Origin of the sequence: Pseudomonas sp. HR1, from assembly GCF_030175875.1 — a bacterium.
Classification (GTDB): Bacteria; Pseudomonadota; Gammaproteobacteria; order Pseudomonadales; family Pseudomonadaceae; genus Chryseomonas; species Chryseomonas oryzihabitans.
In genome coordinates this window covers 425,914-441,253 of the sequence record NZ_JASNRF010000001.1, presented here as the reverse complement: position 1 = coordinate 441,253, position 15,340 = coordinate 425,914, and the positions used below count along the sequence as shown (strand labels likewise).

Below are 15,340 nucleotides of genomic sequence, written 5' to 3'. Positions count from 1 at the left end.
CCGAGGATAGGGTCGATGGACGATAACCGCACCGCTCACGCCACCGGCCTGCCGCCACTGGCCGCGCCGCCCATCATCGCCTCGCCGGCCAAGCGCATCGAAGCCTTCACCGGCGACCCGAATTTCATGACCTCCCTGGCCCGCGGCCTGGCGGTCATCCACGCCTTCCAAGAGCGCAAGCGCCAGCTGACCATCGCCCAGATCAGCCATCGCACCGAGATCCCCCGCGCCGCGGTGCGTCGCTGCCTGCACACCCTGATGAAACTGGGCTATGTCACCACCGATGGGCGCACCTATTCGCTGCTGCCCAAGGTGCTGACCCTGGGGCACGCCTATCTGTCGTCGACGCCGCTGGCGGTCACCGCCCAGCCGGTGCTCGATCGCCTGAGCGAGCAACTGCACGAGGCCTGCTCCATGGCCACCCTGGAAGGCGACGAGATCCTCTATATCGCCCGCTCGGCCACGCCGCAGCGGCTGATCTCGGTGGACCTCAGCGTCGGTAGCCGGCTGCCGGCCTATTGCACCTCCATGGGCCGCATCCTGCTCGCCGCCCTGGACGATGCCGCCCTGCACGACTATCTGGAACACGCCGATCTGCAGGCCAAGACCAGCCGTACCCTCTATCAGCCGCCGGCGCTCATCGAGTGCCTGGGCCAGGTGCGCCAGCAGGGCTACGTCATCGTCGACCAGGAGCTGGAGGTGGGGCTGAGATCCCTGGCGGTGCCCCTGAGAGACGCCGCCGGCCAGGTGCTGGCGTCGCTCAACGTCGGCACCCACGCCAGTCGGGTCAGTCGTCAGGAACTGGAGACGCGCTTCCTGCCGGTGCTGCTGGCCGCCAGCCAGGAATTGAGCACCCGGCTGTTTCACTAGCGAATCCGGTCGATTATCGGCCATATCGCCGATAATCGAATTGTCAGCTGTCTGGGGTTGGGCTTAACGTCGGCGCAGTGGCGCAACACGCCGATAACAACAACACGAGCAGACCACCATGACGCACACCCTCGCGGGCGCCGTGCCCCTGGCCGATTCCTTGGCCACGGCGACAGCCGGCACCCTGGACGTCCAGCAGTTCATCAATCGCCAGGCGCTGTCCGCCTACCAGTGGCGCATCGTCGCCCTGTGCTTTCTCATCGTCTTTCTCGACGGCCTCGACACCGCGGCCATGGGCTTCATCGCCCCGGCGCTGTCGGTGGAATGGAACATCCCGCGGGCCAGCCTGGGGCCGGTGATGAGCGCCGCGCTGGGCGGCATGGTCTTTGGCGCCCTGGGTTCCGGGCCGCTGGCCGATCGCTTCGGTCGCAAGGGCGTGCTGGTGGTCGCCACCTTCATCTTTGGCGGCTTCAGCCTGCTGTCGGCCTTCAGCAGCAACCTCGAACAGCTGGTGATCCTGAGATTCCTCACCGGGCTGGGCCTGGGCGCCGCCATGCCCAACGCCACCACGCTGCTCTCGGAATACACCCCCGAGCGCCTCAAGTCGCTGCTGGTGACCAGCATGTTCTGCGGCTTCAACCTGGGCATGGCCGGCGGCGGCTTCGTCTCGGCCTGGATGATCCCGGCCTACGGCTGGCACAGCCTGCTGGTGCTGGGCGGCGTGCTGCCCCTGGCGCTGGCCGTGGTGCTGCTGCTCTGGCTGCCGGAATCGGCGCGCTATCTGGTGGTGCACGGCAAGAGCGCCGAGCGCATCCGCCGGGTGCTGGCGCCCATCGGCCGCGAAGCCGCCGAGGCGCGGCACTTCGTGGTGCCCGAGCAGAAGTCGGTCAAGACCGGCAACGTCTTCGCGGTGATCTTCAACCGCAGCTACAGCGCCGGCACCCTGCTGCTGTGGCTGACCTATTTCATGGGCCTGGTGATCGTCTACCTGCTCACCAGCTGGCTGCCGACGCTGATGCGCGACGCCGGCGCCAGCCTGGAGCAGGCCGCCCTGATCGGCGCGCTGTTCCAGTTCGGCGGGGTGCTCAGCGCGGTGTTCGTCGGCTGGGCCATGGACAGATTCAACCCGCACAAGGTGATCGGCCTGTTCTATGTCCTGGCCGGCGTCTTCGCCTATTGCGTCGGCCAGAGCCTGGGCCAGGTCGCCCTGGTCGCCACCCTGGTACTGGTGGCCGGCATGTGCATCAACGGCGCCCAGTCGGCCATGCCCTCGCTGGCGGCGCGGTACTATCCGACCCACGGCCGCGCCACCGGGGTGTCCTGGATGCTCGGCATCGGCCGCTTCGGCGCCATCACCGGCGCCTGGATGGGTGCGACCCTGCTGGGCCTGGGCTGGACCTTCACCCAGGTGCTCACCGCGCTGCTCCTGCCGGCGGGTCTCGCGGCCCTGGCGGTGTTGATCAAGGGGGTGGTCAGTCACGCCGACGCGACCTGAGAGCCCGCTCCTAATCTGCTGCGCGTCGGCCAAACTGCGTTGAAAAGGCCCTGGGTCGCCAGCCCGGTCGGAATGCTCACTTACCGTGGCTAACTCCGTTTCCTAGGGCCTTCGCCTTGTTTAGCTCTAGCTCGCGAGATTATAAGCGGGCTCTGGGAGCGTGGCGGGCGCTAGGCGCAGGCGCTGCCACCGCGTAAAGTTGCACCCTTTGCATGCGCCGCAGTCACCCGTCTAGAGCGGGTGCAGACGTCCAAGGGGTTCCATGAAAGGTTTCGCTCGCAGCGGACAGTGGGCTGTCCGGCTGGTAACGCTTATCGCTTGCTTTCTGATTGCACCGGCCTTTGCCGAGACCCGGCAGGTGACCGACGTCCTCGGGCGCACGGTGACCATCGAGGCGCCGGCCAAGCGAGTGGTGCTGGGCTTCCACTATGGCGACTACCTGGCGGTCGGTGGCGAGCAGGCCTTCGACGCCGTGGTCGGTGTCTCCCGTGGCGCCTGGGAGCGCAAGGTGCCGGCCAACTGGGCGCTCAACGTCGCCCACCGACCTTCCCTGGCCAGCCTTCCCGATGTGGGCGAGACGGAAAACAACAGTTTCTCCGTGGAAAAGGTGCTCGCCCTCAAGCCGGATCTGGTGGTCCTGGCCGCCTGGCAATTCCAGGCGCTGGACAGCGAGGTCAAGCGCCTGGAACAGCTCGGCATCCCGGTGGTGGCGATCGACTACAACGCCCAGACCCTGGAGCGCCACCTGGCGTCCACCCGCCTGCTCGGGGTGATCACCGGCCAGGAGGCGCGCGCCAACGAGCTGGCCGACTTCTACGCCAAGGTGGTGCAGGACATCCAGACCCGCATCGCGGCGGCTCATCGCCCGAAACCGCGGGTCTATGCCGAGTTCGGCAACAAGGGCCCGGCCGAATACTCCTTCACCTATGGCCGCAACATGTGGGGCGCCATGGTCACCCTGGCCGGTGGCGACAACATCGCCGCGCCCTTCATCCAGTGGTGGGGGGTGATGAATCCGGAGCAGGTGCTCCTGGCCCAGCCGGAGGTCATCTTCATCTCCGGGCGCGAGGACAACAGCAATCCCTCCGCCTTGCCCATGGGCCCCGGGGTCACCGCCGACGACGCCCGCAGCCACCTGCGCGCCTTCATGCAGCGACCGGGCTGGGCCAATCTGCCGGCGATCCGCGACGGGCGTCTCTATGGCGTCTACCAAGGCGCCTCGCGCAGCCTGGAAGACTTCGCCATGCTGCAATTCATCGCCAAGCAGCTCTATCCGGATCTGTTCCAGGACGTGGATCCGATGGCCAACTACCGCGAGTACTACCGCCGCTACATGCCGATCCAGCCCGAGGGCACCTTTGCCATAGGCCTGACGCCATGAGCGAGGCCGCGAACGCCAGCCACGGCAACGCCATCGCCGAGCAACGCGCCCGCGAGCGCCGCCGCTGGCGGGCCTGCGGGGTGTTTCTGCTGCTGACCCTGGCGGGTCTGGTGCTGGACATCGCCACCGGGCCGTCGCTGCTCTCGCCGCTGGAAGTGCTCAAGTCGCTGACCGGGCTCGGCGAGCGGCAGCCGATGACCGACGCCATCGTCCGCGACCTGCGCCTGCCGGTGGCGTTGATGGCCCTGGCGGTGGGCGCCGCCCTCGGTGCGGGCGGGGCGCAGATGCAGACGCTGCTCAACAACCCCATGGCCAGCCCCTACACCCTGGGCATGGCCGCCGCCGCCGGTTGTGGCGCCGCCCTCAGCCTGGCGCTGGGCAGCTTCGGCCTGGGTGCGCTGATCGGGATGCCGCTGGGCGCCTTCGCCTTCGCCATGCTGGCGGCGCTGTTTCTCTTCGCCCTGGCCTCGCTCAAGCGCACCGGCAGCGACACCATCATCCTCGGCGGCATCGCCCTGCTGTTCCTCTTCCAGTCGCTGCTGTCGCTGGTGCAATTCCTCTCCTCGCCGGAGCTGTCGCAGCAGATCCTTTTCTGGCTGTTCGGCAGCCTCGGTCGCGCCACCTGGACCACCCTGGCCATCGTCGCCGGGGTGACCCTGCTGTGCTGCCTCCTGCTCCTGCGCGATGCCTGGAAGCTGGCCGCCCTGCGGCTGGGCGAGGCACGGGCCGAGAGCCTCGGCGTAAATATCCGCCGGCTGCGCCTCAAGGTGCTGATCCTGGTGGCGGTGATGACCGCCACGGCCACCAGCTTCGTCGGGGTGATCGGCTTCGTCGGCCTGGTCGCGCCCCATATCGCCCGCTGGCAGGTGGGCGAGGATCAGCGCTTCCTGCTGCCACTGTCGGCGATCTGCGGCGCCCTGATGCTATCCTTCGCCTCGGTGCTGTCCAAGTCGATCCTGCCCGGGGCGCTGTTTCCGGTGGGCATCGTCACCGCCATCGTCGGGGTGCCCTTTCTGCTCTGGCTCATCTTCGCCCCCCGCAGGTCCAGCCCATGATCCGCCTCCAGGACCTCGCGCTGAAGCGCGGCGACCGCACCGTCATCTCCGGACTCTGCACCGAGCTGCACGCGGGGCAGGTGCATGTGATCCTCGGCCCCAATGGCACCGGCAAGACCACCCTGCTGCGCGCCCTGGCCGGTGATCTGCCGCTGGCGGCCGGCCAGATCGAGCGCGGCGCCAGGCGGCTGGTGGCGGGGGCTTCGCTACGTGGTCAGCGGGACGGCTGGCGCCAGGGCGTGGCCTACATGCCCCAGGATTCCCATGCCGAGGCGGTGCTGTCGGTGCTGGAGACGGTGGCCATGGGCAGCTTGGAACGGCTGACCCTGCACCTGGACGATGAGCTGCTGGAACGGGCGCTGGGCAAGCTCGACGAGGTGGGCATCGGCCATCTGGCCTCGCGCCAGCTGGGCGCCCTGAGTGGCGGTCAGCGGCAACTGGTGTTCTTTGCCCAGGTGCTGATGCGCGAACCCGAGGTGATGCTGCTGGACGAACCGGTCAGCGCCCTGGATCTGCGGCACCAGATCAACCTGCTCGATCGCGTGCGCCACGAGACCCGCCTGCACCAGCGGGTGACCGTGGTGGTGCTGCACGACCTCAACCTGGCCTGCCAGTACGCCGATTCGCTGCTGGTGCTGGTCAACGGTGGCCTGCTGGCCGCCGGCCGACCCGCCGCCATCGTCACCGCCGACCTGCTGGAAGCCACCTACGGCGTGGCGGTGGACATCCTCCACGACCGGCAGGGCCGCCCGGTGGTGCAGCCGTTGACCGGTCAGGCCTTCAGCGAGGCCTGACTCTAGAGAGCCATAAAGCGGCTAACAAAACGTAGCGAGCGGCTGTCAGGCGGGTGCGCGCGGCGCGCAGGAGCCGCAGTGTACAAGCAGTACATGAGGACTCCGAGCACTGCACGCGCCCGCCTGGCGGACGCGCAGTAGTTTTGTTGGGTGCTTTTAGAAGGTGTAGGTGAAACCGGCCTGCACCGTACGCGGCTCGCCCGGATAGCTGTAGGCGTTCCAGGAGCTCTCGTCGTAGCCCTTGTTGAAGACGTTGCGCACGTCCAGGTTCAGCCGCAGGTGCTCGTCGACCTTGTAGAAGCTCAGCAGGTCGGTGACCGTGTAGCTGTCCATCGTGTAGTCGCTGACTGCGGTCTTCTGGCCTTCGCGTTCGCCCACATACTTGAGGTTGGCGCCCAGCCCCAGGCCGCGCAGCACGCCGTCGTGGAATTCGTAGACGTTGAGCAGGTTGACGGCATTGCGCGGAATGTTGGTCAGGCGGGTGCCGCGGGCCAGGGTGTTGTCCTTGGTGACCTCGGCGTCGGTGAAGGCGTAGCCCCCGAGGATGCGCCAGTTGGGCGTCAGGTCGCCGGTCACGTTGACTTCGAAGCCGCGGCTGCGTACCTCGCCGGCGGCGACGTTGAAATTCGGATCGACGGGGTCCAGGGTCAGGACGTTTTCCTTGACCGTGTGGAAGATCGCCGTGTCGACGCTGAGGCGGCCGTCCAGCGCCGCCCACTTCATGCCCAGTTCGTAGGCCTTGCCTTCCTCGGGGTCGAAACCGCCGCCCAGGCGCGCCGCGCCGGTGTTGGGCTTGAACGACTTGGAGGCGCTGGCGTAGAGGGCCAATTCCGGGGTGAGGTCATAGCTGACGCCCAGGCGCGGGGTAACGGCGTTGTCGGCATTGGACCAGCTCTGACCACCGGCGACGAAGTTGTCGTAGTCGTGCTCGAAGCGCTCCAGGCGCACGCCACCCAGCACCTTGAAGCGCTCGGTGAGGGCGATCTGGTCCTGCACGAAGGCGGCCCAGGTCTTGAGGGTCTCGTGGTCGTGGGTGGGCGTACGGGTCAGGGCCGGGCGCGGCTGGCCGAGGACCGGATCGACCAGGTTGACCGCATAGACCCCGGCGCCGCCGGGGGAGCGCTGGATGATCGACTGATAGTCGTAGTCTTCCACCTCGATCCCGGTGATCAGGGTATGGCCGAGGCCGAAGGTGTCGAAGCGACCGGTCAGATTCAGCTGCAGGTCGCGATCGCTCCACTCCAGCTTGCGGTAGTTGAAGTTGCGACCCAGGGTCACGCCGTCGGCCTGCACGCCGTTGGCTTCCACGGCATTGCCCTTGAGGCTGCCGTCGAGGTACTGGAAGCCGCCGGCCAGGGTCCAGGCGTCGTTCAACTGGTGCTCGAAGCGCAGCTGATAGGCCTCGCTGTCGTTGTGCAGCAGGTTGGTGGTGCCCTTTTCCCAGGCATTGGTGGAGCGACTGGCTTCGGCGCGCTGGGTCAGGTAGTTGGTGCGGCCGCGGTCCAGCGGGGCGTTGCTGCGGATGATGTCCGCCTCGAAGGTGATAAGGGTGGCGTCGGTGGCCTGCCAGCTCAGCACCGGGGCCACTTCGTAGCGCTCGTGCTCGACATCGTCGCGGAAGCTGTCGCCGCCTTCGGCGATCAGGTTGAGGCGATAGGCCAGGCGGCCGTCTTCATCCACCGGGCCGGTGGTGTCCAGGGTGCCGCGCCGCAGGCCCTGGTCGGTGAACTGGCTGCCGAGGGTGGTCTTGCGCTCGCCCAGCGGCTGCTTGGTGACCACGTTGAAGGTGCCGCCCGGATCGCTGCGGCCATAGAGGGTCGCCGCCGGGCCGCGCAGGACCTCGACCCGCTCCAGGGTGGCGGCATCCGGCGCGCTGGGATAGCCGCGATTCATGGGGAAGCCGTTGCGGAAATATTCGGAGCTGGTGAAGCCGCGCACCGTGTAGCTGGTCAGGCCCTGACCGCCGAAGTTGTTGCCACGGCCGACGCCGCCGGCCTGGTCCAGCGCCTGCTGCAGGCGGGTGGCGGAGAGGTCGTCGAGGGCCTCGCGGGAGACCACGCTCACCGACTGGGGCGTCTCGTGCAGCGGGGTGTCGGTGCGGGTCGCACTGCTGGAACGCTCTGCCTTGTAGCCCTGTACCGGACCGGTGGGCGATTCGGCCGCGCCGACGATGGTGAGATCGGACAGCGCCTGGGGCGAGTCTTCCGCCTGCTCCTGAGCATGACCGGCGAGGGGGAGGGCACAGAGGGGCAGCAGATAGAGAGCAGGGACCAGCCGGCGCATTGTTATCGTCCTGGGGTTGGGGGGGCGGATTCTAGAGCGGGTTACAAAGTGGATACAACTGCGAGTCGTTACCGCCTGAGACATATTTTCATCGGGCTGGTCGGTTCGCTGGCGACGTCCGGCCCGGGTGTCCGCGCCGAGGCGCCGGCAGACGGTTACCGCACTCGCCGCGGGAGGCGGGGCCGGCGCTTTTGCCGTAGCATGCCGCTCCTTTGCCGTCGTGACCGCCCATGAATACCGCCACCCTTGCCCGCCTCTCCGAGCTCCTGCTTACCGCCCTCGCTTCGCCGCCCGCCGAGGCACGCCGACTGGTGCATGGACGTGGCCGGCTGCTGCCGGGGCTGGAGCAACTCACCGTCGACTGGCTGGAAGGCGTGGTGCGGGTGGGGTTGTTTCGCGAATTGCCCGCGGCCGAGTTGGAGGCCCTGCGCGCCACCCTGACCGCCCTGGGCGTGACCCCGGTGTGGATGGCCAGCGGTGCCCGTAGTCTCCTGCTGCAGCATCGCTATCGCCTGGATGCCGCCAGCGAGGCGCTGATCGGCGCGCCGGTGGGCGAGCATGTCATCCACGAGGACGGCCTGAAGTTCGGCCTGGACCTCACCCGCCACCAGAACATGGGGCTGTTCCTCGACATGCGCCTGGGCCGCCGCTGGGTGCGCGAGCAGGCCGCCGGCCTGCGCATCCTCAATCTGTTCGCCTACACCTGCGGCTTCTCGGTGGCCGCCCTGGCCGGCGGCGCGGCCCAGGTGGTCAATCTGGACATGGCCCGCGGGCCCCTGACCCGCGGCCGAGAGAATCACCGACTCAATGGCCATGACCTGGGCAAGGTCAGCTTTCTCGGCCACGAACTGTTCAAGTCCTGGGGCAAGGTACGCAAGCTGGGGCCCTATGACCTGGTGATCGTCGATCCGCCCAGCTTCCAGCAGGGCAGCTTCGCCCTGACCAAGGACTACGCCCGCATCCTGCGCCGCCTGCCCGAACTGCTCACCCCCGGCGGCCGGGTGCTGGCCTGCGTCAACGACCCCGGCGTGGGCGCGGATTTCCTCATCGCTGGCATGGCCCAGGAAGCCCCCGGACTGGCCTTCGTCGAGCGCCTGGCCAATCCACCGGAATTCGCCGACGAGGATCCCGAGGGCGGACTCAAGGTGCTGGTGTTCCGGCAGGAACAGGCGTCGTAGTTTGGATTGAGCGCAGCGAAGCCCAACGGTGCCCGGGTTCGGCTCTGGCTCGTTGGGCTTCGACGGTGGAGCCGTCTCAACCCAACCTATACCGGGCCAGGCTCAACCCTGTTTGGGCAAGCGCCGATAGAGCTGTTCGACCTTTTCCCGTGCCCAGGGCGTGCGGCGCAGGAAGGTCAGGCTGGACTTGATGGAGGGCTCATGGGTGAAGCAGCGCAGCGGGATGCGCCGCCCAAGTTCTTCCCAGCCGTGATGCTCCACCAGGCGGGTGAGCAGGGCTTCGAGGGTGATCCCTTCCAGGGAGGGGCGGGGCTTGTCGGACATCGGCAGGGCTCTGGGTAAGGGCAGGGCAGTGTAGCCGCTACGACGCCGCGCTGCGCAGCGAAGCGGTCGCCCGCCTGCGGAACGATGCTGTTCGATAATCGAACTGTTAGTCGATTATCGGATTGTTTGCGCCGATGGGGCTTTGTAGTCTGACCCCAGACCGCCGCACCGGGCGGCGCCGACAACAAAGACGCGAGTCGACAATCCATGGCCCAGATCCTGTCCCTGAGCGAAGCCATCCAGCGCTTCGTCCACGATGGCGAGACCGTCGCCCTCGAAGGCTTCACCCATCTCATTCCGACCGCCGCCGCCCACGAGCTGATCCGCCAGAATCGGCGCGACCTGACCCTGGTGCGCATGACCCCCGACCTGGTCTACGACCTGCTGATCGGTGCCGGCTGCGCCAAGCGGCTGATCTTTTCCTGGGGTGGCAACCCAGGTGTCGGCTCCCTGCACCGGCTGCGCGATGCGGTGGAAAAGGGCTGGCCGCACCCGCTGGAGATTTCCGAGCACAGCCACGCGGCCCTGGCCAATGCCTATGTCGCCGGTGCCTCCAACCTGCCGTTCGCCGTCCTGCGCGGCTACCAGGGCTCGGACCTGGCCAAGGTCAATCCGGACATCAAGTTCATCGCCTGTCCCTTTACCGGCGAGCAGCTCGCCGCGGTGCCCAGCGTGCGCCCGGACGTCACCGTCATCCATGCGCAGAAGGCCGACCGCCAGGGCAACGTGCTGATCCAAGGCATCCTCGGCGTGCAGAAGGAAGCGGCGCTGGCCGCCCAGCGCTGCATCGTCACCGTGGAGGAGATCGTCGACGACCTCCAGGCACCGATGAACGCCTGCGTGCTGCCGACCTGGGCTTTGAGCGCCGTCTGCGTGGTGCCCGGCGGGGCGCATCCGTCCTATGCCCACGGCTACTACGAGCGCGACAACCGCTTCTACCAGGCCTGGGATCCGATCGCCCGCGATCGCGACACCTTTACCCAGTGGATCGACACCTACATCCGCGGTACCGCGGACTTCGCCGCCTTCCAGGCGAAGCTGGCTGCGGAGGCCTGAACCATGAGCGACTTCACCACCAATGAAATGATGACCGTGGCCGCCGCGCGCCGCCTCGGCAATGGCAGCGTCTGCTTTGTCGGCATCGGCTTGCCGTCCACCGCGGCGAATCTCGCGCGCCTGACCCATGCGCCGGATGTGGTGCTGATCTACGAATCCGGTCCCATCGGCGCCAAGCCCTCGGTGCTGCCGCTGTCCATCGGCGACGGCGAACTGGCCGAGACCGCCGACACCGTGGTGCCCACCGGCGAGATCTTCCGCTACTGGCTGCAGGGCGGGCGCATCGACGTCGGCTTCCTCGGCGCGGCCCAGGTCGACCGCTTCGGCAACATCAACACCACGGTGATCGGCGACTACCACCAGCCCAAGGTGCGCCTGCCGGGCGCCGGCGGCGCGCCGGAGATCGCCGGTTCGGCCAAGGAGGTGCTGATCATTCTCAAGCAGTCGCACCGCAGTTTCGTCGACAAGCTGGCCTTCATCACCTCGGTGGGCTTTGGCGAGGGCGGCGATCACCGCCAGCAACTGGGGCTGCCGGGCAAGGGCCCGACCGCCATCATCACCGACCTCTGCATCATGGAGCCGGAAGCCGGCACGAACGAATTCGTGGTGACCGCCCTGCATCCCGGGGTGACCCGCGAGCAGGTGGTGGCCGCCACCGGCTGGGCCCTCCGCTTCGCCGATCAGGTCGCCACCACCGAGGCGCCGACCGCCACCGAACTCGAGGCCCTGCGCGATCTGCAGGCCCGCACCACGGCGGCTCACGGCGGCCAGAAGGGAGGTGAGGAATGAGTCGCCCCGTCTATATCTGCGACGCCATCCGCACCCCCATCGGCCGGCTCAACGGCGGTCTCTCGGCGGTACGCGCCGATGACCTGGCGGCCATTCCGCTCAAGGCACTGCAGGAGCGTAATCCCCAGGTGGACTGGTCCGCCGTGGACGAGGTGTTCATGGGCTGCGCCAACCAGGCTGGCGAAGACAATCGCAACGTGGCACGCATGGCGGTGCTGCTGTCGGGACTGCCGGAAACGGTGCCGGGCGTGACCCTCAATCGCCTCTGCGCCTCGGGCATGGAAGCGGTGGGCCAGGCCTACCGCGCCATCGCCCTGGGCGAGATGGAGCTGGTGATCGCCGCCGGGGTGGAATCCATGACCCGCGCGCCCTATGTGATGGGCAAGGCCGACAGCGCCTTTGGCCGCGGCCAGAAACTGGAAGACACCACCCTGGGCTGGCGCTTCGTCAATCCGGCAATGAAAGAGGCCTATGGCGTCGACAGCATGCCGGTCACCGGCGACAACGTAGCCGCCGACTATGGCGTCAGCCGCGCCGACCAGGACGCCTTCGGCCTGCGCAGCCAGCAGCGCGCCGCCGCGGCCGAGGAATCCGGTTACTACGCCGAGGAAATCGTCCCGGTGACGATCAAGGGCAAGAAGGGTGACGTGGTGGTCGAGCGCGACGAGCATCCGCGTGCGGACACCACCGCCGAAGGCCTGGCCAAATTGAAGCCGGTCAACGGCCCGGATAAGTCCGTGACCGCCGGCAACGCCTCGGGCCTCAACGACGGCGCCTCGGCCATCATCCTGGCCTCGGCGGAGGCCGTTAAAAAGCACGGCCTGACGCCGCGGGCCAAGGTGCTGGGCATGGCCAGTGGCGGGGTGGCGCCGCGCATCATGGGCGTCGGCCCGACCCCGGCGGTGCGCAAGCTGCTCAAGCAACTGGACCTGTCCATCGACGCCTTCGACGTCATCGAACTCAACGAAGCCTTCGCTGCCCAGGGCCTGGCCGTCTTGCGCGAGCTGGGCGTGGCCGACGACAGTCCCAAGGTCAATCCCAACGGCGGCGCCATCGCCCTGGGTCATCCCCTGGGCATGAGCGGCAACCGCCTGGTGCTCACCGCGGTGCACCACCTGCAGAGGACCGGCGGCCGCCTGGGTCTCGCCACCATGTGCGTGGGCGTCGGCCAGGGGTTGGCGCTGGCGGTGGAGCGAGTGGACGGGATCTGAGGCTTTGTCGCTGGGGCCATCGCGGCCATGGGCCGCTCCTACAAAAGCATGACACTGTAGGAGCGGCCCATGGCCGCGATATAGACCTCTATCGAATGCCTCCGCTACAGCAAATCACTGAAACCCAATCTACCCCATGCCCACACCTCCTGTAACCGCGTGTGTCTCTCCTGGTCCGATGGCGGTAGGCTGTCCTCCGTCCATCCATACCTATAATTAAGGATCTCCATGAGCACTCACCCGCATTACAGCTTCGAGGAGCGCAAGAAGCGCATCTTCGCCATCGTCGGCGCCTCGTCCGGCAACCTGGTGGAATGGTTCGACTTCTACGTCTACGCCTTCTGTTCCATCTACTTCGCCGCCGCCTTCTTCCCCAAGAGCGATCCCACCGTGCAGTTGCTGAGCACCGCCGGCGTCTTTGCCGCGGGCTTCCTGATGCGGCCCCTGGGCGGCTGGATCTTCGGGCGCATCGCCGACAAGTACGGCCGGCGCACCTCCATGGTCATCTCCATCCTGATGATGGGCGCCGGCTCCCTGGCCATCGCCTGCCTGCCCACCTATGCCAGCATCGGCGTCGCGGCGCCGGCCCTGCTGCTGCTCGCGCGGCTGCTGCAAGGCATCTCGGTGGGCGGTGAATACGGCACCACCGCCACCTACATGAGCGAGGTGGCGCTGCGTGGCCAGCGCGGCTTCTTCGCCTCCTTCCAGTACGTCACCTTGATCGGCGGCCAGCTGCTGGCGGTGCTGGTGGTGGTCATCCTGCAGCAGGTGCTGAGCGACGCCGACCTGCGTGCCTGGGGCTGGCGGATTCCCTTCCTGGTCGGCGCCGCCGCCGCGGTGATCTCGCTGTTCCTGCGGCGCTCGCTGGAAGAGACCACCACCGCCGAGACCCGCGCCAACAAGGAAGCCGGTACCCTGAGCGGCCTGTTCAAGCACCACAAGGCGGCCTTCTTCACCGTGCTCGGCTACACCGCCGGCGGCTCGCTGATCTTCTATACCTTCACCACCTACATGCAGAAGTATCTGGTCAACACCAGCGGCATGGACGCCAAGACCGCCAGTGCCGTGATGACCTGCGCCCTGCTGGTGTTCATGCTCATGCAACCGCTGTTCGGCATGCTCTCCGACCGCATCGGCCGGCGCGCCTCCATGCTGCTGTTCGGTGGCCTGGGCACGGTCTGCACCTGGCCGATCCTCACCGCGCTGGCCAGCGTCCAGAGTCCCTTCGTGGCCTTCCTGCTGATCTGCCTGGCGATGGCCATCATCAGCCTCTACACCTCCATCAGCGGCCTGGTGAAGGCAGAGATGTTCCCGCCGGAAGTACGCGCCCTGGGCGTGGGCCTGTCCTATGCGGTGGCCAACGCGGTCTTTGGCGGCTCGGCGGAATTCGTCGCCCTGAGCTTCAAGACCCAGGGGCATGAAGAAGTCTTCTACATCTATGTCTCGGTGATGCTGGCGGTGGCCTTCCTGGTCAGCCTGAGATTGCCGCGGCAGGCCACCTACCTGCATCACGACCACTGAGCCCCGAGGAGTCCCCATGTCCAACCTGCTGTTCGACGCCTACTTCACCCAGGCCGCCATGCGCGCGGTGTTCTGTGACCAGGGGCGACTGCAGGGCATGCTGGACTTCGAAGCGGCCCTGGCGCGCGCCGAGGCGGCGGTGGGGGTAATCCCCCAGACGGCGGTGGCGCCCATCGCCGCCGCCTGCCGCGCCGAGCGCTATGACGCGGCCGAGCTGGCCCGGGCGGTGGTCAGCGCCGGCAATTCCGCCATACCGCTGGTCAAGGCCCTGGGCCGGCAGATCGCCGCCCAGGACCCCGAGGCCGAGCGCCATGTGCACCGCGGTGCCACCAGCCAGGACGCCATGGACAGCGGCCTGGTGCTGCAAATTCGCCAGGCGCTGGACCTGCTGGACGCCGATCTGGCGCAACTGGCCGAGGCCCTGGCCACCCAGGCCGAGCGCCATGCCGGTACCGTACTGGCCGGCCGGACCTGGTTGCAGCACGCGACGCCCGTGACCCTGGGCATGAAACTGGCCGGGGTGCTGGGCGCCATCACCCGGCACCGCCAGCGCCTGGCCGAACTACGGCCGCGGGTGCTGGTGCTGCAATTCGGCGGCGCCTCGGGCAGCCTGGCCGCCCTGGGCGCTGACGCCCTGCCGGTGGCCGAGGCCCTGGCCCGCGAGCTGGGGCTGAGCCTGCCGGAGCAACCCTGGCACACCCAGCGCGATCGCCTGGTCGAGGTCGGCGCCTGGCTGGGCCTGGTGGCCGGCAGCCTGGGCAAGCTCGGGCGCGATCTGTCGCTGCTGATGCAGACCGAGGCCGCCGAGGTGTTCGAGCCTTCGGCGCCGGGCAAGGGTGGCTCCTCCACCATGCCGCACAAACGCAATCCGGTCGGCGCCGCGGTGCTGATCGCCGCTGCCACCCGCGCGCCGGGTCTGGTCAGCACCCTGTTTTCCGCCATGCCCCAGGAGCACGAGCGCAGCCTGGGACTCTGGCATGCCGAATGGGAAACCCTGCCGGAGCTGTTCTGCCTGGTCTCCGGCGCCCTGCAGCAGGCCCAGGCCATCGTCGCCGGGCTGGAGGTGGATGCCGCGCGCATGCAGGCCAATCTGGAGTTGACCCACGGCCTGGTGCTGGCCGAGGCGGTCAGCATCGCCCTCGCCGGACGCCTGGGGCGCGAGGCCGCTCACCACCTGGTGGAGCAGAGCTGCAAGCGCGCCGTCCAGGAGGGTCGCCATCTGCGTCTGGTGCTCGGCGATACCCCCGAGGTCACCGCCGAACTCTCCAGCGCCGAGCTGGATCGCCTGCTGGACCCCGCCCATTACCAGGGCCAGGCCCGGGCCTGGGTGGCCCGCGCCCTGGCCGAACACCAGACCCTGCTTTCCCATCCCTAGAAAAGAGG

Annotated in this window: 13 protein-coding genes and 1 other RNA gene; 11 read left to right on the top strand and 3 right to left on the bottom strand. The window is 67.9% G+C overall.

Annotated elements, in window-relative coordinates; all coding sequences use genetic code 11:
- Nucleotides 1-15 precede the first annotated feature (15 nt).
- From QKY98_RS01990 to QKY98_RS01970, 5 genes are all read left to right on the top strand, one after another.
- On the top strand, nt 16-870 hold the full coding sequence (locus QKY98_RS01990; RefSeq protein ID WP_017642952.1) for an IclR family transcriptional regulator domain-containing protein: 855 nt from the start codon (nt 16-18) through the stop codon (nt 868-870).
- Nucleotides 871-988: 118 nt separating this feature from the next.
- Nucleotides 989-2,365 (top strand): 4-hydroxybenzoate transporter PcaK, encoded by a 1,377-nt coding sequence (gene pcaK / locus QKY98_RS01985; protein ID WP_231501043.1) that lies wholly within the window; start codon nt 989-991, stop codon nt 2,363-2,365.
- Between the two features lie 358 nt (nt 2,366-2,723).
- The gene (locus QKY98_RS01980) at nt 2,724-3,746 is read left to right on the top strand and encodes an ABC transporter substrate-binding protein (RefSeq protein ID WP_256203980.1); all 1,023 of its coding nucleotides are present in this window, start codon (nt 2,724-2,726) and stop codon (nt 3,744-3,746) included.
- Nucleotides 3,743-4,801: a FecCD family ABC transporter permease gene (locus QKY98_RS01975; RefSeq protein WP_284670272.1), complete on the top strand. Its 1,059-nt coding sequence runs from the start codon at nt 3,743-3,745 to the stop codon at nt 4,799-4,801. Before QKY98_RS01980 ends, QKY98_RS01975 begins: the two co-directional genes overlap by 4 nt.
- Entirely contained in the window at nt 4,798-5,595 is a 798-nt protein-coding gene (locus QKY98_RS01970; protein ID WP_284670271.1) for an ABC transporter ATP-binding protein, read from the top strand. The genes QKY98_RS01975 and QKY98_RS01970 overlap by 4 nt, the downstream gene beginning before the upstream one ends.
- Nucleotides 5,596-5,614: 19 nt before the next feature.
- Here QKY98_RS01970 and QKY98_RS01965 read toward each other — a convergent pair.
- Together QKY98_RS01965 and QKY98_RS01960 are read right to left on the bottom strand one after the other, a co-directional pair.
- A non-coding RNA gene (locus QKY98_RS01965) (sX9 sRNA) lies at nt 5,615-5,690 on the bottom strand.
- Between the two features lie 61 nt (nt 5,691-5,751).
- Nucleotides 5,752-7,878: a TonB-dependent siderophore receptor gene (locus tag QKY98_RS01960; protein WP_284670270.1), complete on the bottom strand. Its 2,127-nt coding sequence runs from the start codon at nt 7,876-7,878 to the stop codon at nt 5,752-5,754.
- A gap of 230 nt (nt 7,879-8,108) precedes the next feature.
- Here QKY98_RS01960 and QKY98_RS01955 point away from each other — a divergent pair, with 230 nt between their 5' ends.
- A complete protein-coding gene (locus QKY98_RS01955) occupies nt 8,109-9,056 on the top strand; it encodes a class I SAM-dependent methyltransferase (protein ID WP_027598794.1) in 948 nt (315 codons plus the stop codon).
- Nucleotides 9,057-9,158: 102 nt separating this feature from the next.
- On the opposite strand, the gene QKY98_RS01950 is transcribed toward QKY98_RS01955, so the two are convergent.
- Nucleotides 9,159-9,380, bottom strand: a complete 222-nt coding sequence (locus tag QKY98_RS01950; protein WP_042137422.1) for a VF530 family protein — start codon at nt 9,378-9,380, stop codon at nt 9,159-9,161.
- Nucleotides 9,381-9,587: 207 nt separating this feature from the next.
- Between QKY98_RS01950 and QKY98_RS01945 the strand changes: the two genes are divergently transcribed.
- The 5 genes from QKY98_RS01945 (at nt 9,588) to QKY98_RS01925 (ending at nt 15,332) form a co-directional block, all read left to right on the top strand.
- Nucleotides 9,588-10,436 (top strand): CoA transferase subunit A, encoded by an 849-nt coding sequence (locus tag QKY98_RS01945; protein WP_042137423.1) that lies wholly within the window; start codon nt 9,588-9,590, stop codon nt 10,434-10,436.
- 3 nt (nt 10,437-10,439) lie between these two features.
- A complete protein-coding gene (locus tag QKY98_RS01940) occupies nt 10,440-11,225 on the top strand; it encodes a CoA-transferase subunit beta (RefSeq protein WP_027598791.1) in 786 nt (261 codons plus the stop codon).
- Nucleotides 11,222-12,436: a 3-oxoadipyl-CoA thiolase gene (pcaF, locus tag QKY98_RS01935; protein WP_284670269.1), complete on the top strand. Its 1,215-nt coding sequence runs from the start codon at nt 11,222-11,224 to the stop codon at nt 12,434-12,436. Before QKY98_RS01940 ends, pcaF begins: the two co-directional genes overlap by 4 nt.
- 228 nt (nt 12,437-12,664) lie before the next feature.
- Nucleotides 12,665-13,957 carry an MFS family transporter gene (locus QKY98_RS01930; protein WP_027598789.1) on the top strand — a complete coding sequence of 431 codons (1,293 nt, stop codon included), beginning with the start codon at nt 12,665-12,667 and terminating at the stop codon, nt 13,955-13,957.
- Between the two features lie 16 nt (nt 13,958-13,973).
- Nucleotides 13,974-15,332 carry a 3-carboxy-cis,cis-muconate cycloisomerase gene (locus QKY98_RS01925; protein ID WP_284670268.1) on the top strand — a complete coding sequence of 453 codons (1,359 nt, stop codon included), beginning with the start codon at nt 13,974-13,976 and terminating at the stop codon, nt 15,330-15,332.
- Nucleotides 15,333-15,340 lie beyond the last annotated feature (8 nt).